Source organism: Streptomyces fuscigenes (genome assembly GCF_021556455.1).
Taxonomy (GTDB): Bacteria; Actinomycetota; Actinomycetes; order Streptomycetales; family Streptomycetaceae; genus Streptomyces; species Streptomyces fuscigenes.
On sequence record NZ_JAKGCV010000051.1, the window covers coordinates 1 to 21,237 of the forward strand.

Here is a 21,237-nt window from a genome sequence, read left to right on the forward strand (position 1 = left end):
CCGGAAGCGGAGCGCGGACGGGCGGCCGGCGGCGCGTCGGGCGCCCGGCGTCCGAACCCGGCGGGCCGTCAGACGCGGGGCAGCGACTCCGCCGCGATGCCGCCCTCGATGGCGAGGATGCGGTGCAGCCGCGTGGCCACCAGCAGGCGCTGCATCTGCGGCGGCACGCCGCGCAGCACGAGTCTGCGCCCGCACCGTCCGGCGCGCCGGTGGACGCCCATGATGACGCCGAGTCCGGTGGCGTCCCAGGAGTCCAGCTCGGTCAGGTCCAGCACGAGGTCGCCGACTCCGTCGTCCACGGCCGCGTGCAGGACCGTACGGGCGTCCGCCGCGCTGCGGACGTCGAGGCGGCCCCCGACGACCAGCTCGGCGTGGTCGCCCCTGATGTGCATATGCGCTCCCCGAGAGTGCGGTGTGTTCTGGCAGCGCCCGCGTCGTGCGTCGAACCGTGGCGTCGGACGCCCCGCCACCGGCGGTCTGCCCCGATGCAACAACTGACTGCCCGCAGGGGCGACACGTTGTTGCCTGTGAGCGAACCGATATCGAACCCGACCGCTTCTCACCCGATCGGGTGAGAGTCGTCGGCCCCCAGCGGTCCGCCCGAAACGTCAGTGCTTGTAGAACCCCTGCCCGCTCTTGCGGCCGATGTCACCCGCGTCCACCATCCGGCGCATCAACTCGGGCGGGGCGAACTTCTCGTCCTGCGACTCCGTGTAGATGTTGCCGGCGGCGTGCAGCAGGATGTCGACGCCCGTCAGGTCGGCCGTCGCGAGCGGGCCCATGGCGTGGCCGAAGCCCAGCTTGCAGGCGAGGTCGATGTCCTCGGCGGTGGCGACGCCCGACTCGTAGAGCTTGACCGCCTCCACCACCAGCGCCGAGATCAGCCGCGTGGTGACGAAGCCGGCGACATCGCGGTTGACGACCACGCAGGTCTTGCCCACCGACTCGGCGAACTCCCGCACGGTGGCGAGGGTCTCGTCGCTGGTCTTGTAGCCGCGTACGAGCTCGCACAGCTGCATCATCGGCACCGGCGAGAAGAAGTGGGCGCCGACGACCCGTTCGGGATGCCCGGTGGCCGCCGCGATCTTGGTGATCGGGATGGCCGAGGTGTTGGAGGCGAGGACGGTCTCCGGCGCGGTGATCTTGTCCAGGGCCCGGAAGATCTCGTGCTTCACGTCCAACTGCTCGAACACCGCCTCGACCACCAGGTCGGCGTCGGCGACGGCGTCGAGGTCGGTGGTCGTGGTGATGCGGCCGAGGGCCGCTTCCGCGTCGGCCGCGTCCAGCTTGCCCTTGGCGGTGAACCGCTCGTAGGAGGCCTTGATGGTGTCGGTGCCCCGCGTCAGCGCCGCGTCGGTGACATCGCGCAGCACGACCTCCCAGCCGGCCTGGGCGGAGACCTGCGCGATGCCGGACCCCATGAGTCCGGCCCCGATGACGGCGAGCTTCCTGGCCACGACACACCTCTCGGTTCTCTCGGGTGAGCAGCCGGGCCTGCGGCGGCGCGCGGCTCTTTAACGCGCCCTTACGAACGCGGCGCTTAGCGGAGGTTAGCGGCCCGAGGCGGCCGTGTGGCGCCGGAGAGACACGCGTCACGTCTCAGATGACGGACGTCACACCGGGGCGGCGCCGGGGCGCCCGTCAGGCCGCGCGCACCGCGTAGGCGAGGACCTGCTCGCCCCACAGGTCCTCGATGTCGTCCAGCAGCACCAGCGCGTCGCGCGAAACCTCCGCCGCGGGACGGGCCTTCACCATCTCCCGCGCGACGAAGTCGGTCAAGCAGCGCTGGAGCCACGCGAGCTGACCGCCCACCAGCAGGGGCCGGGGGTCGCCGGGCGCGGCCCCGGCCTCCTCGCGCAGGGTCCGCTCGATGTCCTCGCAGGCCTCCTGCTGGACGCGCCGGAGCCGGGCCTGGAGGGCGGGCGCGCCCTCGACGACGCGCAGGTAGCGGTCGTAGCCGTCGACCAGCCCGACGCGCGGGGAGACGGCGGCGACCTCCGCACGCGTCTCGCGCAGTACGGCGCGGGCCGCGGACTCGCCGACGTCCCGGCCGCGGACGAACCGGGAGAGCCGGCCGACCACGTCCTCGCCGCGGTCGAGGAACAGGTCCTCCTTCGCCGGAAAGTAGTTGTACACGGTGTTGACGGACACGTCGGCCAGCTCCGCGATCTCCGCGACGGTGACGGTCCCGAAGCCGTGCTCAAGGAACAGCCCGGTGGCGATGTCCGAGATCTGCTGTTTCGTTTGCCGCTTCTTGCGCTCCCTGCGCCCTTCTTCCACGGGCCCATCCTCCCTGCCCGCACTGTCACGCCATGGCTGCATCGTGCTCAATATTGGTAGCTCACCATTTTTGGTGTCACCGCAAAACCTCGCACCCGCCGAGGGCCGGCGGGCGCCCGGGACCGCGCGTCTACCCTGGGCACATGGTCCATCTGACGCGCATCTACACCCGTACCGGCGACAAGGGCACCACCGCGCTCGGCGACATGAGCCGCGCGCCCAAGACCGACTCCCGGATCGGCGCCTACGCCGACGCCAACGAGGCCAACGCCGCCATCGGCACGGCGATCGCGCTCGGGGACCTGCCCGGGGACGTCGTGAAGGTCCTGACACGGGTGCAGAACGACCTCTTCGACGTCGGGGCCGACCTGTCCACCCCCGTCGTACCGGATCCCGCGTACCCGCCGCTGCGCGTCGAGCAGTCGTACGTCGACAAGCTGGAGGCGGACTGCGACCACTACCTGGAGGGGCTGGACAAGCTGCGCAGCTTCATCCTGCCCGGCGGCACCCCGGGCGCGGCGCTGCTGCACCAGGCCTGCACGGTCGTGCGGCGGGCGGAGCGCTCGACCTGGGCCGCGATGGAGACGCACGGCGAGACGATGAACCCGCTGGCGGCCACCTACCTCAACCGGCTGTCCGACCTGCTGTTCGTGCTGGCGCGGGTGGCCAACCGGGAGGTCGGCGACGTGCTGTGGGTGCCGGGCGGGGAGCGCTGACCCACCGCCCGGGCACTCTCGCGACACACCTGAGCGCCATCGGTGGCGAGCGCTTGCGGGGCCGGCGTTCCCGGCGGCCGCCCGGCCCGGTCGCGGCCGGCGGAGCCGCGGGGCCGCCCGGCGCACGGAGCGCGCCGACTTTGGTCTGGACCTATTGACGAGTGGTCCAGACCTCTTTACTGTCACCGGACACGCCGGGTCTCGACACGGCGACGCGCAGTGCACGGACCACCCGTTCTGTCCGGTACGCATTCCAAGGAGCACCCGTGATGCTTCGCCCTACCCTTCTCTCCTTCCGCCCGCGGCTGAGATCCAGGGCCGCCGCCGCACTCACCGCCCTCCTCCTGCCGCTCGCGGCCCTGGTCGGCCTCGCGAGCCCGGCCCACGCGGCCGCCTCCGCCACCGCCACGTTCACCAAGACGCAGGACTGGGGCACCGGTTTCGGCGGCCAGTGGACCGTCAAGAACACCGGCACCACGTCCCTGTCCTCGTGGACCGTCGCGTGGGACTTCCCCACCGGCACCGCCGTCACCTCCGCGTGGGACGCCGACGTGACGAACTCCGGCAACCACTGGACGGCCAAGAACAAGAGCTACAACGGCACGCTGGCACCCGGCGCCTCCGTGAGCTTCGGTTTCAACGGCAGCGGGCCGGGCTCCCCCAGCGCCTGCACCCTCAACGGCGCCTCGTGCGACGGCGGGACGTCCGTGCCGGGCGACAACCCGCCCTCCGCACCCGGCACCCCCGCCGCCTCGGCCGTCACCGACACGTCGGTCAAGCTGACCTGGAGCGCCGCGAGCGACGACAAGGGCGTCACCAACTACGACGTCCTGCGCAACGGGACCAAGGTCGCCACCGTCACCGGCACCACGTACACCGACAGCGGCCTCACCGCGGGCACCGACTACTCCTACACGGTCCAGGCGCGTGACACCGCCGGCCAGACCGGTCCGGTCAGCGGCTCCACCGCGGTGCACACCACCGGCGGCGGCACCACCGACCCGGGCAACCCCGGCACCTCCGGCAAGGTCAAGCTCGGCTACCTGACGAACTGGGGCACCTACGAGCGCAACTACCAGGTCAAGAACCTCGTGACCTCGGGCTCCGCCGCCAAGATCAACACGATCAACTACGCCTTCGGCAACGTCACCGGCGGCAAGTGCGCCATCGGCGACGCGTACGCGGACTACCAGAAGACGTTCACGGCCGACCAGAGCGTCGACGGCACCGCCGACACGTGGGACCAGCCGGTCGCGGGCAACATCAACCAGCTGCGCGAGCTCAAGAAGAAGTACCCGAACATCCGCATCCTGTGGTCCTTCGGCGGCTGGACCTGGTCCGGCGGCTTCGGCCAGGCCGCGCAGAACCCGGCCGCGTTCGCGCAGTCCTGCTACGACCTGGTCAAGGACCCCCGCTGGGCCGACGTCTTCGACGGCATCGACATCGACTGGGAGTACCCGAACGCGTGCGGCCTGTCCTGCGACAGCAGCGGGCCCGCGGCGCTCAAGAACCTGACGCAGGCGCTGCGCGCCAAGTTCGGCAGCAGTGCGCTGGTCACGGCCGCCACCACGGCCGACGCCTCCGCCGACGGCAAGATCACCAAGACCGACTACGCGGGCGCGGCGCAGTACCTCGACTGGTACAACGTGATGACGTACGACTTCTTCGGCGGCTTCAGCCCGCAGGGCCCGACGGCCCCGCACTCGCCGCTCACGTCGTACAGCGGCATCCCCACGCCGGGCTTCGACTCCGCCGACGCCATCGCCGCCTTCAAGGCGCAGGGCGTCCCGGCGGCCAAGCTGCTCCTCGGCATCGGCTTCTACGGCCGCGGCTGGACCGGCGTCACGCAGGACGCCCCGGGCGGCACCGCCACCGGACCGGCCCCGGGCACCTACGAGCAGGGCATCGAGGACTACAAGGTCCTCAAGAACACCTGCCCGGCCACCGGCACCGTCGCGGGCACCGCGTACGCGCACTGCGGCACCAACTGGTGGAGCTACGACACCCCCGCGACCATCGGGTCCAAGATGGCCTGGGCGAAGCAGCAGGGCCTGGGAGGCGCGTTCTTCTGGGAGTTCAGCGGCGACACGTCCAACGGTGAACTCGTGACGGCGCTGTCCAACGGCATCGGCTGACGGACCACCGCACCACCACGGCGAAGGGGCGGCACCCGGCGGGTGCCGCCCCTCTCGTCGTCGGGCCGCGCGGCCGGACGGCCCTCCACCGCTCCCGGGGGGGGCGCGGCCATCAGGCGGTGTTCACCCTCCCCCACTCTCCGAGCGGGGGGACCCCCACCCCACTCTCCGAGCGGGGGACCCCCGTCCAGAGGGCGGGCCGATCAGGCCACGTTCACCCTCTGGCCCGGTGGGGCGGCTTCGAGCCAGGCGAGGAAGCCGGTGAGGGCGTCGTCGCTCATCGCGAGTTCGACGCGTACGTCCCGGTGCCGGCAGGTCAGGACGACCGCGTCGGACAGGAGGGCCATCTCCTCCTCGCCCTCGGGCGCGCGGCGGGCCACCACCTCGATCGCGGAACGCTCCAGCGAGCGACGGGGGCGCGGGGCGTAGGAGAAGACGCGGAACCAGTTGACGCGGTCGCCGTTGTACCGCGCCACTCCGTAGACCCAGCCCTTGCCGGACGGGTCGGGCTGCTCCGGCAGGTCCCAGCGGACGCTGCAGTCGAATGTTCCGCCGGAACGCTGGATCAGGCGCCGGCGCAGGCCGAACACGAAGAGACCCAACGCAACCAGGACGACGACCAGTGCCACGACAAGCAGAGCGAGGGTCATCTGTACCGACCTCCTCGCCTCAACCGGTCACGCACCTCAAAACCAAGGGCCTGTCGGGTGGCTCGCACCGGGCGGGCCCGGCCGTTCGTCCACCGCATCGCCTCAGCCGCGGCCCGTTCCGGAGAGTCCGGAACGGGCCGCGGCTGAGGGTAAAGCAGTTGTGCGGCCGCTACTTCGCCGCCACCGCGCGCATCCGGACGTCGGCACGCCGCTCGGCGGCAGAGTCGTCGTCCGACTTCGCACGGGCCAGCGCACGCTCGGCGCGCTGGGGGTCGATCTCGTCCGCGAGCTCGGCGACCTCGGCGAGCAGCGAAAGCTTGTTGTCGGCGAACGACAGGAACCCGCCGTGCACCGCGGCGACGACCGTGCCGCCGTCACTCGTACGAATGGTCACCGGGCCCGACTCCAGCACACCGAGGACCGGCTGGTGGCCGGCCATGATGCCGATGTCGCCGGAGCTGGTGCGCGCGACGACCAGGTGGGCCTCGCCGGACCACACGTTGCGGTCGGCTGCGACCAGCTCGACGTGCAGATCAGCCAAGGGTGGCTCCTCGGGTCAGCACCCGGCGGTTTCTCCGGGTGTCGATGTCAATTCTATGGGGTGCTCGTGAGCGCGCGGGGAGCGGGGCGGCCGAATCCGACCGGCCGCCCCGGCCCGCGGTGCTCACGGGGGCCCGGAGCGTCAGGAGACGCCGAGCTCCTTCGCGTTCTTCTTCAGGTCCTCGATGCCACCGCACATGAAGAACGCCTGCTCGGGGAAGTGGTCGTACTCGCCGTCGCAGATCGCGTTGAAGGCCGCGATCGACTCGTCGAGGGACACGTCCGAACCGTCGACGCCGGTGAACTGCTTGGCGACGTGCGTGTTCTGCGACAGGAAGCGCTCGACGCGGCGGGCACGGTAGACCGTGAGCTTGTCGTCCTCGCCGAGCTCGTCCATGCCGAGGATGGCGATGATGTCCTGGAGGTCCTTGTACTTCTGCAGGATCGCCTTGACGCGGCTGGCCGTGTCGTAGTGCTCCTGCGTGATGTAGCGCGGGTCCAGGATGCGGGACGTCGAGTCCAGCGGGTCCACCGCCGGATAGATGCCCTTCTCCGAGATCGGCCGGGAGAGCGTCGTCGTCGCGTCGAGGTGCGCGAACGTCGTCGCCGGGGCCGGGTCGGTGAGGTCGTCGGCGGGCACGTAGATCGCCTGCATCGAGGTGATCGAGTGACCGCGCGTCGAGGTGATGCGCTCCTGGAGGAGGCCCATCTCGTCTGCCAGGTTCGGCTGGTAGCCCACCGCGGAGGGCATGCGGCCGAGCAGGGTGGAGACCTCGGAACCGGCCTGCGTGAACCGGAAGATGTTGTCGATGAAGAACAGCACGTCCTGGCTCTGCACATCGCGGAAGTACTCCGCCATGGTCAGGCCGGCCAGGGCGACGCGCAGACGCGTGCCCGGCGGCTCGTCCATCTGTCCGAAGACCAGCGCGGTCTTGTCGATGACGCCGGAGTCGGTCATCTCCTCGATGAGGTCGTTGCCCTCACGGGTGCGCTCACCGACGCCCGCGAACACCGACACACCGTCGTGGTTGTTGGCTACGCGGTAGATCATCTCCTGGATGAGCACCGTCTTGCCCACGCCGGCGCCGCCGAACAGGCCGATCTTGCCGCCCTTGACGTACGGGGTCAGCAGGTCGATGACCTTGATGCCGGTCTCGAACATCTCGGTCTTCGACTCGAGCTGGTCGAAGTTCGGGGCCTTGCGGTGGATGGACCAGCGCTCGGTGATCTCCGACTCGGCGCTCGGGTCGTTGAGCACCTCGCCCAGCGTGTTGAACACGCGGCCCTTGGTGACGTCGCCGACGGGCACGGTGATGCCCTCGCCGGTGTCGGTCACCGGGGCCTGGCGGACCAGGCCGTCGGTGGGCTGCATGGAGATCGCGCGGACCACGCCGTCACCCAGGTGCTGGGCGACCTCGAGGGTCAGCGTCTTGCGCTTGCCCGCCTCGGCCGGGTCGTCGACCTCGACCTTGAGAGCGTTGTAGATCTCCGGCATCGCGTCGACGGGGAACTCCACGTCGACGACCGGGCCGATGACCCGGGCGACGCGGCCCGTGGTGGTCGGCGCCTCAGCTGTGGTCGTCATTACTTTTCACTCCCCGCGTTCGCGTCGGCCAGGGCACTGGAGCCACCGACGATCTCGCTGATTTCCTGGGTGATTTCGGCCTGTCGGGCCGCGTTGGCAAGCCGTCCGAGCGATTTGATCAGCTCGCCGGCGTTGTCGGTCGCCGCCTTCATCGCACGCCGCGTGGCCGCGTGCTTGGAGGCCGCGGCCTGGAGAAGCGCGTTGTAGATGCGGCTCTCCACGTAGCGCGGCAGCAGGGCGTCCAGGACGCCCTCGGCCGACGGCTCGAACTCGAACAGCGGCAGCGCCTCGGGCTTCCCGACCGCTTCCGCGGACGGGTCCTCCTCCAGGCGCAGCGGCAGCAGCCGGTTCGCGACGGGGGTCTGCGTCAGCATCGACTCGAACTCGGTGAAGACGATGTGGAGTTCGTCGACACCGCCCTCGGCCGTGTCCTGCTGGACCGACGCGATCAGCGGGGCCGCGACCGCCTTGGCGTCCGCGTAGGTGGGGTTGTCGGTGAAACCGCCCCACGACTCCACGACCTTGCGCTCGCGGAAGCCGTAGTACGCGACGCCCTTGCGGCCGACGATGTAGACGTCGACCTCCTTGCCCTCACCGCGGAGCCGCTCGGTGAGCCGCTCGGCCGCCTTGATGACGTTGGAGGAGTAGCCGCCCGCCAGACCCCGGTCGCTGGTGACGAGCAGCAGCGCGGCACGGGTCGGCGACGCCGCCTCCGTCGTCAGCGGGTGCTTGGTGTTCGACCCCGTCGCGACGGCGGTGACGGCGCGCGTCAGCTCCGTCGCGTACGGCGTGGAGGCCGTCACCTGGCGCTGAGCCTTGATGATCCGCGAGGCCGCGATCATCTCCATCGCCTTGGTGATCTTCTTGGTCGCGGTGACGGATTTGATGCGACGCTTGTAGACCCGGAGCTGCGCTCCCATGAGTCAGGTCCCTTCCGTCGTCACTTGGCCGCGTCGGCCGGGGCGTCCGCGCCCAGCAGCTTGCCGTCCGAGGTCTCGAACTGCCGCTTGAAGGCGTCGACGGCGTCACCGATGGCGGTGGTGGTGTCGTCGGACATCTTCGCGCCCTCGGCGATGCTGGTCAGCAGCTCCTTGCGCTCGCGGCGCAGGTGCTCGTGAAGCTCCGCCTCGAAGCGACGGATGTCCTCGACCGGAACGTCGTCCAGCTTGCCGTTGGTGCCGGACCAGATCGAGACGACCTGCTCCTCGACGGGCATCGGCTTGTACTGGGCCTGCTTCAGCAGCTCGACCATGCGCTTGCCGCGCTCCATCTGCTGCTTGGACGCCGCGTCCAGGTCGGAACCGAAGGACGCGAACGCCTCCAGCTCACGGTACTGGGCGAGGTCGACGCGCAGACGGCCGGAGACCTGCCGCATGGCCTTGTGCTGGGCCGAGCCACCGACGCGGGAGACCGAGATGCCGACGTTCAGCGCGGGCCGCTGGCCGGCGTTGAACAGGTCGGACTCCAGGAAGCACTGGCCGTCGGTGATGGAGATGACGTTGGTCGGGATGAACGCCGAGACGTCGTTGGCCTTCGTCTCGACGATCGGCAGACCGGTCATCGAGCCCGCGCCCATGTCGTCGGAGAGCTTCGCGCAGCGCTCCAGCAGGCGGGAGTGCAGGTAGAAGACGTCGCCCGGGTAGGCCTCGCGGCCCGGCGGGCGGCGCAGCAGCAGGGACACGGCGCGGTAGGCGTCGGCCTGCTTCGAGAGGTCGTCGAAGATGATCAGGACGTGCTTGCCCTGGTACATCCAGTGCTGGCCGATGGCCGAGCCCGTGTACGGGGCGAGGTACTTGAAGCCGGCCGGGTCGGACGCGGGGGCGGCGACGATCGTCGTGTACTCGAGCGCGCCGGACTCCTCCAGGGCACCGCGCACGGACGCGATGGTGGAGCCCTTCTGGCCGATGGCGACGTAGATGCAGCGGACCTGCTTGTTCACGTCGCCCGAGCGCCAGTTGTCGCGCTGGTTGATGATCGTGTCGACGGCGAGCGCCGTCTTGCCGGTGCCGCGGTCGCCGATGATCAGCTGACGCTGGCCACGGCCGATCGGGACCATCGAGTCGACGGCCTTGTAGCCGGTCTGCATCGGCTCGTGCACCGACTTGCGGACCATGACGCCGGGAGCCTGCAGCTCCAGGGCGCGCCGTCCCTCGGTCTCGATGTCGCCGAGGCCGTCGATCGGGGCGCCGAGGGGGTCGACCACACGGCCGAGGTAACCGTCGCCGACCGCCACGGAGAGGACCTCTCCGGTGCGGGTGACGGGCTGCCCCTCCTCGATGCCCTCGTACTCGCCGAGGACGATCGCGCCGATCTCGCGCTCCTCGAGGTTGAGGGCGAGGCCGAGGGTGCCGTCCTCGAACTTCAGCAGCTCGTTCGCCATGGCGGAGGGCAGTCCCTCCACCCGGGCGATGCCGTCGCCGGCCACGCTGACCGTACCGACCTCCTCGCGCGAGGCCGCGTCCGGCTGGTACGACTGGACAAAGTTCTCCAGCGCGTCCCGGATCTCCTCCGGCCGGATCGTGAGCTCCGCCATCTGGGTTCCCTGCTCTCCTTGTTGGGCCCGAAGTTTCTTTGGGGTCTGGGGGCGACCCCCAGGAATCTTCTGCAGTTGCTGCACGGCCCAACCGGGCCGCATGTCGTGCTGTGTCCCTGCGTACTGCTGTTGTTTCGCGGCCGGTGGCCTGCGCCGCCGGCCGTGCCGCCGTCAGCGACCGCCGAGCTGCCGGTTCGCCTCGTCGAGACGCTCCCGGATCGAGCCGTCGATGACCTCGTCACCGATGCGGACCGAGATCCCGCCGAGGACCTCGGGGTCCACGTCGAGGTTCAGGTGCATTTCCCGCCCGTACGTCCTGGCCAGTGCGGCGCCGAGGCGTCGCTGCTGGGCGTCCGTGAGCGGGACCGCCGAGGTGACCACGGCGACCATCCGGTCACGGCGTGCCGCCGCGAGTCCGGACAGGGACCTGAGCCCGTCTTCCAGGCTACGGCCACGCGGCCGGGTCACGAGACGGACGACGAGACGCTCGGTGACCGCCTCGGCACGGGAGCCGAGGAGGCTGGTCAGGAGCGTGGCCTTGGCGGAGGCCGGCGCCGTCCTGTCGGTGAGCGCGGCGCGCAGGCCGGGCTCGGACTCGACGATGCGGCCGAACCGGAACAGCTCGTCCTCGACGTTGTCCAGGCGGCCGGTGCGCTGCGCCGCGGTGAGGTCGGCCGTGGCGGCCAGCTCCTCCAGGGCGTCGACCAGGTCGCGGGACTGCGACCAGCGCGACCGGACCATGCCGGAGACAAGGTCGACGGCGCTGCCCTGGACCTGGCCGTTCAGCAGGCGCCCGGCGAGCTCCGCCTTGGCCTCCTCGCCCTGGACCGGGTCGGTCAGGACGCGCCTCAGCGACACTTCCCGGTCGAGCAGCGACGTGACGGAGGCGAGGTCCTCGGCGAGGCCCGCCGCGTCGACCGACGCGTTGTCGGTCAGCGCGTCGAGGCGCTCGCGCGCTGCGGACAGCGCCTCACGGCTCGCGCCGTTCATCGCGTGGCCTCCGCGTTCGCGGCGTTGTTCTCCAGCTGGTCGAGGAAGCGGTCGATGGTCCGGCTCTGCCGGGCGTGGTCCTCCAGGGACTCGCCGACGAGCTTGCCGGCCAGCTCGGTGGCGAGCTTGCCCACGTCCTGGCGCAGCGCGACCGCGGCGGCCTTGCGGTCGGCCTCGATCTGCGTGTGACCGGCGGCGACGATCTCCTCGCGCTGCCGCTGACCCTCTTCCCGCATCTGCTGGATGATCGTGGCACCCTGCTCGGTCGCCTCCTGGCGGAGACGCGCGGCCTCGTGCCTGGCCTCGGCGAGCTGTGCCTTGTACTGCTCAAGGGTCTGGTTGGCCTCGGCCTGCGCCTCAGCCGCACGCTCCAGGCCGCCCTCGATCGCGTCGTGCCGCTCCTCGAGCGTCTTCTGGATGTTCGGCAGCAGCTTCTTCCCGAGGAGACCGAAGACGATCAGGAAGCAGAGGATGCCCACGACGAGTTCCGTCGTGTCCGGGATGAGCGGGTTCTGCGCCCCCTCAGCGGCCAGGAAGGTCATCATGTCTGAACCTTTCGTCGGTCCGGTTACTTGCCGAAGATGAAGGGGGCGACCAGACCGAGGAGGGCCAGCACCTCACAGAGGGCGAAGCCCAGGAACATGTTGGTCCGGATGACCGGCATGGCCTCGGGCTGGCGGGCCATGGCCTCGATCGAGTGACCGAAGACGACACCGATACCGACACCGGGGCCGATGGCGGCGAGACCGTACGCGACGGCGCCCAGGCTGCCCGTGACGTTGCTGGCGGCGAGATTGACAAGCTCGGCAGACATCTTCCTGTCTTCCTTAAGTGATGTGGATCCCCGGGAGGCTTCCCGGCGGAAGTCGGGTGGGAGGCAGTGCAGTTGATCGTCGGGGTCAGTGACCCTCTTCGATCGCTCCACTGATGTAGATCGAGGTGAGCAGGGTGAAGATATAGGCCTGGAGGAACTGGATCAGCACCTCGAAGGCCGTCATGCCCGCTGCCAGGACGAAGGATCCGGCCGCGACCGCCGACATGATCGACGGGGTGAGCAGGTACCAGCTGGCGATGCTGAAGACGAGGATCAGCATGTGCCCGGCGAACATGTTGGCCCACAGTCGTACCGCGAGCGTGAACGGGCGCGTGATGACGTTCTGGATGAACTCGAGAAGCACGATGAGCGGCACGAGGGGCTTGGGCAGTCCCTCGATCCACACGAGGTTCTTCACACCGCCCTTGAACCCGTGCTTCTTGAACGTCAGGAAGATGTACGTGACCCAGACGCAGACCGCGAGCACGACGGGGTACGCGAACCGCGACGCGGACGGGAACTGTGCCAGTGGGATCACCGACATGATGTTCATGATCCAGACGAAGAAGAAGATCGACGCCAGGAAGGGCACGTACTTGGAGCCCTCCTTGCCGATCACTTCGCGGGCGATGCTGCGTGCGATGAAGTTGTAGCCGATCTCACCGATCAGCTGCAGCTTGCCCGGCACCAACTTCGGCTTGCGGAAGGCGAGCCAGAAGAAACCGATCACGATCACCATGCAGATGACCGCCAGGAGCATCGGCTTGGTGAAGCTCACGCCGCCGATCGTGAGGAAGGGCTTGAAGTCGAACGCGTCGAGGCCCGGCGCGGGGAAGCCACAACCCGTGAAGAGGTGGCATCCGCTCTCAGCGAGCAGCGTGTGGGCACTCACCCGTGACTCCTTCGTCGTGATGCATGAGAAACGGCAACCTTGCGTGTCAGCGCGGCCGGTGGAGCCGCGGTTCGGCACTGGGAATGTGGTGTGGCGGTGCCGCCGCGATCCACTCGGGGTATCGGCCGAGGACCGGGCAGACCCGACGCCTCGCTGTCGCCACAGCCGCCGGCCCCGTCAGACTCGTCAGACTTGTCAAAGAGCGGCTGCCGCAGGCTGCCAGGAGTGTGTTCCGTTCCGCCCGTGGGCAGGGAACGGCCCCCGCAGCCGGAAGCGATTTTGGACGATAGCAGATCGCGATCAGGCCTCTTCACGCCACCCTTACGCCGCATCGTAGGACTTCGCCTTCGAGGCGCGTCCGGCCCCCTTGCCGGCACCGGACTTGGCGGGGAACGTCGCTTCGGGGTCCACGTAGAGCATCTTGGAGGTCAGGCTCTGCTTGACCTGTCCGCCCACCCACGACAGCGCGGCCACCAGCAGCGTCAATGCGAACGCGCGCCCGTTGAAGAGCGTTGTGTTCTTGAAGACGACGATGAAGACGCCGATGAGCAGGATCTGCACCGTGTACACGAGGAGTCCCGCCGTCATGGCGACCTGCGGGGTGTCCCGGGTCAAGCGCATGAGGGCGGCGGTGCCGAGGCCGAAGAAGACGGCGACGACGGCAAGCGCGACAAGTCCGCCGATCAGGCCCTTCTCACCGGCGACGATCGCGCTCACAACGGTGGCTACGACTCCCACAGGGGCGGCGATGATCGCCGAACCCCGGAGAATCCGGGCGTCGTTGGACTGCATGAGGACAGCTCCAGCGGGACTTGGGGGTGGGTGTGCAGAGGGCGGAGGACTGTGATGCGCCGACTCTCCGACGTCGAACAGAGGTTAGCTCCCCGGCACTGCCGCGCCTCGGGTGCACCCCGGCTGAAGGGCCAGTCCTGCCAAGGCCTTTCGGAGTCCCTCACCTGGTAGTGAACGGTATCACAAACTATTTGATGAGGTCTTTACCTCTTCAGTGTGCTAACGGTCACACGTGAGGGTTAATCCGCTCGCGTGTGCAGGACACGACACAGGGTGGCGTGGTAATGCACCGCATTACCCGAATTGACCCTGTCTGTACCTGTGGAAGTCAACGAGCCGATCCGGCTTTCCCGCGATCGGTGAACCGCGACCGGGCGCCCAGGGCGGTCGCCCCGTTGACGCCCGCCGGCACCGCGGCCGCCTCCGGGCCCGCGCCGGCGTCCGCGCCGCCCTCGGCGAAGGGGAGGCCGCCCGCCGCCTCTTCGGCCCCGCCGCCGGCTTCCGCCTCCTCACCGTGCCCCCTGCGGCGCCGGCGGCGGTAGCGGGGCGGCACGAAGGACTCGGCCCACCGCGGGGCTCGCGGCTTGAACCGCGGCAGGAGCAGGAGGACGAGGCCCACCGCGCTCAGCCCGACCAGGACGGGCAGCACCCAGTTCGAGCCCTGCGTCGAGTACATGACCGAGTAGAGGACGACACCGAACGCGATCAGCGCGGACCAGAAGTACATGATCAGCACCGCGCGGGTCTTGGAGTGCCCGATGTCCAGCAGCCGGTGGTGCAGGTGGCCGCGGTCGGCCGCGAACGGCGACTGGCCGTTCCACGCCCGGCGCACCACGGCGAGCAGCAGGTCGGCGAGCGGGATCGCGATGATCGTCAGCGGTAGCAGCAGCGGGATGAAGACCGGCAGCGCCGCGTGGGTCGCGCCCCGGGTGCCGCCCTCGAACAGCTTCAGGGTGTCCGGGTCGACCTGTCCCGTCACCGAGATGGGGCCCGCGGCGAGGACGAGCCCGATCAGCATCGAGCCAGAGTCGCCCATGAAGATCCGCGCCGGGGACATGTTGTGCGGCAGGAAGCCCAGGCACATGCCCATCAGGATCGCGGCGAACAGCGTCGCGGGCGCGGCCGCCTCGATCCCGTACCCGTACCAGAGGTGGTAGGCGTGCAGGAAGAACGCGGCCGCCGCGATGCACACGACGCCCGCGGCGAGGCCGTCGAGGCCGTCCACGAAGTTCACCGCGTTGATGGTGATCACGACGACGGCGACGGTCAGCAGGGTGGACTGCCACTGGGTCAGCGAGACGGTGCCCACGCCGGGGACCGGGAGCCACAGGATGGTGAGGCCCTGCATGACCATGACGCCCGCGGCGATCATCTGCGCGCCCAGCTTGATCAGGGCGTCGATCTCGAACTTGTCGTCGAGGACGCCGATCAGCCAGATCAGCGCGGCCCCGGACAGCAGGGCGCGCGGTTCGTTGGACTGGGCGAAGACCCCGTTGAGGTTGTGCAGGTTGTCCGCGACCAGCAGCCCCGCGCACAGGCCGATGAACATGGCCACGCCGCCGAGCCTCGGTGTGGGCTCGCGGTGCACGTCACGCGAGCGGATCGCGGTCATCGCGCCGACGGCCACGGCGAACTTCCGCACCGGGCCGGTCAGCAGGTAGGTCACCGCAGCCGTCACACAGAGCGTCAGCAGGTAATCACGCACAGGCTGCCCCACAGGAATCGCTGGCCATCTCAGCCCCACACCCTAGCCCTCGCCGCGGTCGGCGCCGGATACCGCGTCGTCGCACGGCGGCCCCCACAGCCAAGGACATCCTGGCGGTGGCGGCGGTTGCACGGGTGCCGGGGGCGGGGATCCGTACCGGCCCCGGGGCCGCCGCGCCCTGGGGGCGCGGGAGGTTACGCAGTATAGGGCGGGAACCCGTGTGCAAGATCGCGCACTTCCCCCCGCACCGCGGCGACCTGCCGTTCGCCGCCGGTCAGCGCCCGGCCGAGCAGCCCGGCGATCCGGCGCATCTGCTCCTCGCCCATGCCCTGGGTGGTCACTGCGGCCGTGCCCAGGCGCATGCCGCGCCGCGCGCCCGGCGCGAGCCCGCAGGTGTCCAGGACGATCCCGGCGGCGCCCAGCCGGCCGCGGGCGGCCCTGCCGTCCATGCCGAGGGGCCCGGGGTCGGCGGTGATGAGGTGGGTGTCCGTGCCGCCCGTGGTGATGTCCAGGCCCTCGGCGGCCAGCGCGCCGGCCAGGACGCGGGCGTTGTCGACGACCTGCCGGGCGTACGCGGCGAACGCGGGCGTCGCGGCCTCCCCGAACGCGACCGCCTTCGCAGCGATGACGTGCATCTGCGCGCCGCCCTGGCTGAAGGGGAACACCGCGCGGTCCACCCGCTCCGCCAGCTCCCCGCCGCACAGGATCATGCCGCCGCGCGGCCCCCGCAGCACCTTGTGGGTGGTGGCGCACACGAGGTCCGCGTACGGCACCGGGTTCGGCGCCGCGCCGCCCGCCACCAGGCCCATCGGATGGGCCTCGTCCGCGATCAGGTACGCGCCGACGTCGTCGGCGATCTCCCGGAACGCGGCGTGGTCCATGTGCCGGGGGTGGGCGATGGAGCCGCACACGATCGCCTTCGGCATACGGGTGCGGGCCAGCGTGCGGACCTGGTCGTAGTCGATGAGCCCGGTGGCGGGGTCGACGCCGTAGCCGACGAAGTCGAACCAGCGTCCGGAGAAGTTCACCGGGGCCCCGTGGGTGAGGTGCCCCCCGTACGGGAGCCCCAGGGCCAGCACGGTGTCCCCGGGGCGCAGCAGGGCCGCGTACGCCGCGAGGACGGCCGAGGAGCCGGAGTGCGGCTGGACGTTCGCGTGCTCCGCGCCGAACAGCTCGCGGGCCCGGTCGATCGCGATCCGCTCCGCGGCGTCGGCCATCTCGCAGCCGCCGTGGTGGCGGGCGCCCGGATAGCCCTCCGCGTACTTGTTCGCGAGCGACGAGCCGAGCGCGGCCAGCACGGCGCCGCGTGCGCCGGGTTCGGGGCCGCGCGCGACCTTGAGGGGCCGCCCGAGGACGTCCGCGAACACCTGGAGCCAGGGCAGGCTGCGCGCCCCGCCGCCGCACACCCCGAGTTCGCCGCTGAGTCCCGCCGCCTCCAGGCAGTGCCGGGCCGCGAAGGCGACGGCCTCGCACATGCCGCGGACGAGTTCGGCGCGTGAGGCACGCAGGTCGAGGCCGGTGAACTCGGCGCGGGCGCGCGGGTCCACGAACGGGACGCGTTCACCGGACGGCGAGAGGTACGGCAGCGCCCGCACCCCCCGGGCGCCGCGCGGGGTCTCCTCCAGCATCCCGGACACCTGGTCGTGCCGGGTGCCGGTGATGCGGAGCACCCAGTCGAGCGCGACGGTCCCGGTCATGGCGGGCAGCGCCCGCAGTTGCCGGTCGGCGCGGTCGGTGGCCAGGTGGAACCCGACCGGATCGCCGTCGCGCGCCACCTGTTCCGCGACGACCTCGCAGGCCAGGGTGGTGCCGATGATGAGCAGCCCGTCGCCGGGCTCGGTGATGCCCGCGCCGAGCGCGCAGGCGGGCAGGTCGTACGGCCCCGAGCTCACGGGCGTGCCAGCGGACAGTCCGGAGCCCCGGCGGCCGCCGAGCGCCGTCCCGAAGGGGACAGGCGTGCGCACGGGCGGCAGCAGATCGGCCCGGTGCTCGATGCCGAGCGCTTCGAGCACCTGCGGCGAGTACGTGCGCGAGGTCGGGTCGAGGAACGGGACCGACGCGTCCGACAGGTCCGTGGCCCGCTCGCCGGTCAGCCGCAGATGCAGGATGTCCTTGCAGCAGGCGGCCGTCGCGGCGGCGTCGAGCGACTCGGGCTCGTTGCGGTCGAGCCAGGCGAGCAGGGCGCCGGGCGAGCCGGGGAACAGGACGTTGCCGGTGTGGCGGAACAGCCGCAGCGCCGTGCCGTCGTCCATCCAGTCGGCGACCAGCGCGCCCGCCCGCCCGTCCATCCACGACAGGGCGGGGCGTACGGGCCGTCCCGCCTCGTCCACCAGCCACAGCCCGTCGCCCTGCCCGGTGATCGCGACCAGGTCGGGCAGGCCGCCGTCGCAGACCGCGTCGATCACGCGGACCGCGGCGCGTACGACCTCCTCGACGTCCTGTTCCACCCGTTCCCCGCTGCCGCCCAGCGAGACCGGCAGCGATTCGACGCGCAGCGCCGTGCCGTCCTCGGCGAAGGCCACCGCCTTGGCAACCGACGTTCCCATGTCAAGCCCGACGAACACCGCACACACAGTGCACTCCTCTCAGCCCTGCGGGGCGCCCCTCGCACCCGGCCCGGAAGGGCGGGCGCCTGAGGGGCAGATTCTCGGCTCTCGGACGGCGCGGGCGGCCGGCGGCTCGCCGCGCCCGCCCGAGCGGATGCGGCGCTCCGAGTCCACCGCACCCGCTGGGACCACCGGCACCGGGCACCACGTCCGGACACCCGACCGTCCGGACACCCGGCCGTCCGGACATCCGGTCGCCTGGACACCTGGGCACCTGGGCACCTGGGCACCTGGGCACCTGGACACTTCTTGACACCCGGTTGCCGGGGAGGTGCGCCGCCTTCCGCGCAGATCCGGCGGGCCGCGCACCGCACCTGGAGTGTGGTCGGACGCCGGACGTCACACCGGCAAGCGCCCGGCGCCGGACGTCGCATCGGCAAGCGCGGGACGTCAGACGACGCGGTGCGCCAGCGGCTCCCCGCGCAGGTAGCGGCCCGCCTCCGCGGCGGCGATCCGTGCCGCGTTGTGCGCCACGGCCGTGTTGGCCCCCGCGAGGTGGGGCGTCATCACGAGACGCGGCGCCTTGCGCAACCGGCTGTCCGCCGGCGGCGGTTCGACCGCGAACACGTCCAGCGCCGCGCCGGCGAGCCGCCCCGACTCGAGGCCCTCGCACAGGGCGTCCTCGTCCAGCAGGGCGCCACGCGCGCAGTTCACGACGACCGCGCCCTCCGGCAGCAGCGCCAGCTCCCGCGCCCCGAGCAGCCCGCGGGTCTCGGCGGTGAGGCGGGCGTGCAGCGAGACGACGTCGCTCGACCGCAGCAGTTCGTCCAGGTCCCCGACGGGCGCGGCGCCCGACTCGCGCAGCACCGCGTCGTCCGCGTACGGGTCGTAGACCAGCACCCGCGCGCCGAACGCGCTCAGGGCGCGTGCGACGCGGCTGCCGACCGCGCCGCATCCCACCAGCCCGACGGTCGCGCCGTCGAGGCCCGGCCCGCAGTTCTCGTACGTGTAGAACTCGCCCGCCCAGCGCCCGGAGGCGAGGGCGGCGGACGTCTCGGGGATGCGGCGCATCGCGGCCAGCATCATCGCGACGGTGTACTCGGCGGTCGCGGCGGCATTGCGTCCGGGTGTGTTGCACACCTGCACGCCGCGCTCCTCGGCCGCCCTCAGGTTCACGTTGACGGGCCCGCCGCGGCCGACGACGACAAGCCGCAGTCCCGGGGCGGCCTCCAGGACCTTCTCGGTGACGGGTCCCATCTGCGTCAGGCAGATCTCCGCGTCCCGGAGGGCCTCGATCATGGTGCTCTCGTCGCCGGACGCCTCGTCCACCTCGGACACCGGCCCGAAGGGCGTCAGCGGCCAGGGCAGCGTCAGCGGGGTGACGGTGTGTCCGTGGTCGTCGCCGAGAACGGCGTTCAGTTCGCGCTCGAACAGGCCGGGGGCCACGAAGTGGTCGCCGGCGGCCAGGATCTTCATCGGACGGGGCTCCTTGGGGTGCGTGGGGCGCGGCGGGCGGAGTACGGGACAGGAGTGCGAGCGGGAGAGGGAGAGGGGGTGGGAGTGGGAGAGGGGGTGGGAGTGGGAGAGGGACGGAGAGCGAAAGGCCGGAAACGCCGGGACGGAGACGGGAGAGGGGGCGGGGGCGGCGGGAGGGGAGGGGCAGGGGGAGAAGTGTCGGTCGGGGAGGAGACGGAGGATGGGGGGAGGCCGGAGGCGGCGGCCCGTTTCAGGTTGCCGGCGGTGTGCGCGGGGCGGGCACCGGGCGTCCCGCCGCCGGCCGGGCCCGGACCTCGTCGGACGGGGCCCCGGCGGAGGGAGGGGCCTCAGCGAGCAGGGCTTCGTCGGAAGGGGACTCCGACACCGCGACCGTCGCAGGCACCTCCGGTATCGCGCCCCTCGCGGCCGTCCCGGGGGTCCTTCCCCTCACGGGCACCTGCGGCATCGCGGCTCCCGGCGGCCCCTCGGGTGCGGCCTGCCCCGGCGGCGTCGTCGGCAGGACCGGCGCCACCTCGTACGGGATCCCGAGGGCCGCCAGCGCCCTCAGGGCCTCCGCCGGTGCCCGGCCGTCCACGACGACCAGGTCGAACGCGTCGAGGGGCGCGAGCCGGTGGAGCGCTCGGCGGGACAGCTTCGTGTGGTCGACCAGGAGGACGGACCGGCCGGCCGACTCGATCATGGCCCGTTTGACCGCCACGATGCGCTGCTCCTGGTGGTACGCGAAGCCGCCCGTCACCGACGACGTGGAGACGAAGCACACGTCGACCCGCAGCGCGCGCACCGCGTCCTCGCAGCCGGGACCGAGGAACGAGTCGTGCAGCGGGTCGTACTCGCCGCCCAGCCCGAGCAGCCGCAGGCCGCGCCGGCCGGACAGCAGGTTCAGCGCCTCGAGGAAGTTGGTGGCGATGGTGAGCGGCTCGACCGCGGGCAGCAGCCTGGCCAGTTCGAGCACCGTCGTCGAGTCGTCCAGCATCACCGACATGCCCGGTTCCACGAGTGCGAGGGCATGCGCCGCGAGCGCCGCCTTCTCGGCGCGCATCGACTTCCTGCGGTACGCGACGTTCGACTCGAAGACGCCCGACGGCTGCGCGGTCACCCCGCCGCGCGTCTTGCGCAGGACGCCCTCGCCCTCCAGTTCCTCGATGTCCCGGTAGACCGTCATGAGGCTCACGCCGAAGCGGACGGCCAGTTCGGCGGCGGGCACCGGTCCGGCGTTCAGGACGTGCTCGGCGAGTTCGCGCCGGCGCCGGCCCGGGTCGCGGCCGTGGTCCCTGCCCTGAGCGGTGCGCTGCGCCATGGGGGCGACTCCTGACCGATGTCCCGGCTCACATCAGATTCTGGGGAACTCACATTAATCTATGGTGATGCGGCGCTGAAGTGGCCGAGGCGCGATCTGACGGCACGTGCGGGCCCGACGCGCCGTCAAACGACGTCCTCGGCAGGCGCGGCAGCGCACGGGCCCGGAGGCGCGGCCCGCGAACCGGCAGGAGGCACGACAGGAGGCCGGACGGCCGGCCGACGGGCCGGGGCCGCCTCGGTGGCACGACCGGCGCGGGGCGCCG

19 protein-coding genes and 1 pseudogene are annotated in these 21,237 nt (G+C 71.2%); 2 read left to right on the forward strand and 18 right to left on the reverse strand.

Going from position 1 to position 21,237, the window contains the following annotated elements; genetic code table 11:
- Positions 1–68 precede the first annotated feature (68 nt).
- From L1885_RS07830 to L1885_RS07840, 3 genes are all read right to left on the reverse strand, one after another.
- A complete protein-coding gene (locus tag L1885_RS07830; RefSeq protein ID WP_235796275.1) occupies positions 69–392 on the reverse strand; it encodes an STAS domain-containing protein in 324 nt (107 codons plus the stop codon).
- A gap of 216 nt (positions 393–608) precedes the next feature.
- On the reverse strand, positions 609–1,457 hold the full coding sequence (locus L1885_RS07835) for a 3-hydroxyacyl-CoA dehydrogenase family protein (RefSeq protein WP_235796276.1): 849 nt from the start codon (positions 1,455–1,457) through the stop codon (positions 609–611).
- Positions 1,458–1,641: 184 nt separating this feature from the next.
- A complete protein-coding gene (locus L1885_RS07840; protein WP_235796277.1) occupies positions 1,642–2,280 on the reverse strand; it encodes a TetR/AcrR family transcriptional regulator in 639 nt (212 codons plus the stop codon).
- Between the two features lie 143 nt (positions 2,281–2,423).
- Here L1885_RS07840 and L1885_RS07845 point away from each other — a divergent pair, with 143 nt between their 5' ends.
- Positions 2,424–2,996 carry a cob(I)yrinic acid a,c-diamide adenosyltransferase gene (locus L1885_RS07845; RefSeq protein WP_235796278.1) on the forward strand — a complete coding sequence of 191 codons (573 nt, stop codon included), beginning with the start codon at positions 2,424–2,426 and terminating at the stop codon, positions 2,994–2,996.
- Positions 2,997–3,265: 269 nt separating this feature from the next.
- Entirely contained in the window at positions 3,266–5,131 is a 1,866-nt protein-coding gene (locus tag L1885_RS07850) for a glycoside hydrolase family 18 chitinase (protein WP_235796279.1), read from the forward strand.
- Between the two features lie 203 nt (positions 5,132–5,334).
- On the opposite strand, the gene L1885_RS07855 is transcribed toward L1885_RS07850, so the two are convergent.
- From L1885_RS07855 to L1885_RS07925, 15 genes and pseudogenes are all read right to left on the reverse strand, one after another.
- Positions 5,335–5,781, reverse strand: a complete 447-nt coding sequence (locus tag L1885_RS07855; RefSeq protein WP_235796281.1) for a DUF2550 domain-containing protein — start codon at positions 5,779–5,781, stop codon at positions 5,335–5,337.
- A gap of 169 nt (positions 5,782–5,950) precedes the next feature.
- On the reverse strand, positions 5,951–6,322 hold the full coding sequence (locus L1885_RS07860; protein ID WP_235796282.1) for a F0F1 ATP synthase subunit epsilon: 372 nt from the start codon (positions 6,320–6,322) through the stop codon (positions 5,951–5,953).
- 141 nt (positions 6,323–6,463) lie between these two features.
- Positions 6,464–7,906 carry a F0F1 ATP synthase subunit beta gene (gene atpD, locus L1885_RS07865; RefSeq protein WP_235796283.1) on the reverse strand — a complete coding sequence of 481 codons (1,443 nt, stop codon included), beginning with the start codon at positions 7,904–7,906 and terminating at the stop codon, positions 6,464–6,466.
- Complete coding sequence (locus tag L1885_RS07870; RefSeq protein ID WP_235796284.1) at positions 7,906–8,826, reverse strand: F0F1 ATP synthase subunit gamma; 921 nt, start codon at positions 8,824–8,826, stop codon at positions 7,906–7,908. The genes atpD and L1885_RS07870 overlap by 1 nt, the downstream gene beginning before the upstream one ends.
- Before the next feature lie 20 nt (positions 8,827–8,846).
- A complete protein-coding gene (atpA, locus tag L1885_RS07875) occupies positions 8,847–10,439 on the reverse strand; it encodes a F0F1 ATP synthase subunit alpha (protein ID WP_235796285.1) in 1,593 nt (530 codons plus the stop codon).
- Positions 10,440–10,610: 171 nt separating this feature from the next.
- A complete protein-coding gene (locus L1885_RS07880) occupies positions 10,611–11,429 on the reverse strand; it encodes a F0F1 ATP synthase subunit delta (protein ID WP_235796286.1) in 819 nt (272 codons plus the stop codon).
- On the reverse strand, positions 11,426–11,971 hold the full coding sequence (locus tag L1885_RS07885) for a F0F1 ATP synthase subunit B (protein WP_235796293.1): 546 nt from the start codon (positions 11,969–11,971) through the stop codon (positions 11,426–11,428). Before L1885_RS07885 ends, L1885_RS07880 begins: the two co-directional genes overlap by 4 nt.
- A 26-nt stretch (positions 11,972–11,997) precedes the next feature.
- Positions 11,998–12,243: an ATP synthase F0 subunit C gene (atpE, locus tag L1885_RS07890; protein WP_235796287.1), complete on the reverse strand. Its 246-nt coding sequence runs from the start codon at positions 12,241–12,243 to the stop codon at positions 11,998–12,000.
- Between the two features lie 85 nt (positions 12,244–12,328).
- Complete coding sequence (atpB, locus tag L1885_RS07895; protein WP_235796288.1) at positions 12,329–13,135, reverse strand: F0F1 ATP synthase subunit A; 807 nt, start codon at positions 13,133–13,135, stop codon at positions 12,329–12,331.
- 321 nt (positions 13,136–13,456) lie between these two features.
- Positions 13,457–13,927 carry a Cg1360 family ATP-synthase-associated protein gene (locus tag L1885_RS07900; protein ID WP_235796289.1) on the reverse strand — a complete coding sequence of 157 codons (471 nt, stop codon included), beginning with the start codon at positions 13,925–13,927 and terminating at the stop codon, positions 13,457–13,459.
- Positions 13,928–14,255: 328 nt separating this feature from the next.
- Positions 14,256–15,644, reverse strand: a complete 1,389-nt coding sequence (locus L1885_RS07905; protein ID WP_235796291.1) for an MraY family glycosyltransferase — start codon at positions 15,642–15,644, stop codon at positions 14,256–14,258.
- Positions 15,645–15,826: 182 nt separating this feature from the next.
- The gene (gene glyA, locus L1885_RS07910; protein WP_268983786.1) at positions 15,827–17,329 is read right to left on the reverse strand and encodes a serine hydroxymethyltransferase; all 1,503 of its coding nucleotides are present in this window, start codon (positions 17,327–17,329) and stop codon (positions 15,827–15,829) included.
- A 165-nt stretch (positions 17,330–17,494) separates the two neighbouring features.
- Positions 17,495–18,205 (reverse strand): annotated as a pseudogene (locus tag L1885_RS28840) (FGGY family carbohydrate kinase); the annotation flags it as partial.
- A gap of 423 nt (positions 18,206–18,628) precedes the next feature.
- Entirely contained in the window at positions 18,629–19,654 is a 1,026-nt protein-coding gene (locus L1885_RS07920) for a 2-hydroxyacid dehydrogenase (RefSeq protein ID WP_235796292.1), read from the reverse strand.
- A gap of 250 nt (positions 19,655–19,904) precedes the next feature.
- Complete coding sequence (locus L1885_RS07925; RefSeq protein ID WP_308117289.1) at positions 19,905–20,972, reverse strand: DeoR/GlpR family DNA-binding transcription regulator; 1,068 nt, start codon at positions 20,970–20,972, stop codon at positions 19,905–19,907.
- Between the last annotated feature and the right edge of the window lie 265 nt (positions 20,973–21,237).

What these genes read in the sequence shown, in the direction of transcription:
- L1885_RS07925 (WP_308117289.1), bottom strand. Translation starts at nt 20,972, where the DNA reads ATGGCGCAGCGCACCGCTCAGGGCAGGGACCACGGCCGCGACCCGGGC.
- atpA (WP_235796285.1), bottom strand. Translation starts at nt 10,439, where the DNA reads ATGGCGGAGCTCACGATCCGGCCGGAGGAGATCCGGGACGCGCTGGAG.
- atpD (WP_235796283.1), bottom strand. Translation starts at nt 7,906, where the DNA reads ATGACGACCACAGCTGAGGCGCCGACCACCACGGGCCGCGTCGCCCGG.
- L1885_RS07880 (WP_235796286.1), bottom strand. Translation starts at nt 11,429, where the DNA reads ATGAACGGCGCGAGCCGTGAGGCGCTGTCCGCAGCGCGCGAGCGCCTC.
- L1885_RS07920 (WP_235796292.1), bottom strand. Translation starts at nt 19,654, where the DNA reads ATGAAGATCCTGGCCGCCGGCGACCACTTCGTGGCCCCCGGCCTGTTC.
- L1885_RS07900 (WP_235796289.1), bottom strand. Translation starts at nt 13,927, where the DNA reads ATGCAGTCCAACGACGCCCGGATTCTCCGGGGTTCGGCGATCATCGCC.
- L1885_RS07845 (WP_235796278.1), top strand. Translation starts at nt 2,424, where the DNA reads ATGGTCCATCTGACGCGCATCTACACCCGTACCGGCGACAAGGGCACC.
- L1885_RS07885 (WP_235796293.1), bottom strand. Translation starts at nt 11,971, where the DNA reads ATGACCTTCCTGGCCGCTGAGGGGGCGCAGAACCCGCTCATCCCGGAC.
- atpE (WP_235796287.1), bottom strand. Translation starts at nt 12,243, where the DNA reads ATGTCTGCCGAGCTTGTCAATCTCGCCGCCAGCAACGTCACGGGCAGC.
- L1885_RS07850 (WP_235796279.1), top strand. Translation starts at nt 3,266, where the DNA reads ATGCTTCGCCCTACCCTTCTCTCCTTCCGCCCGCGGCTGAGATCCAGG.
- L1885_RS07855 (WP_235796281.1), bottom strand. Translation starts at nt 5,781, where the DNA reads ATGACCCTCGCTCTGCTTGTCGTGGCACTGGTCGTCGTCCTGGTTGCG.
- glyA (WP_268983786.1), bottom strand. Translation starts at nt 17,329, where the DNA reads ATGACCGGGACCGTCGCGCTCGACTGGGTGCTCCGCATCACCGGCACC.
- L1885_RS07830 (WP_235796275.1), bottom strand. Translation starts at nt 392, where the DNA reads ATGCACATCAGGGGCGACCACGCCGAGCTGGTCGTCGGGGGCCGCCTC.
- L1885_RS07870 (WP_235796284.1), bottom strand. Translation starts at nt 8,826, where the DNA reads ATGGGAGCGCAGCTCCGGGTCTACAAGCGTCGCATCAAATCCGTCACC.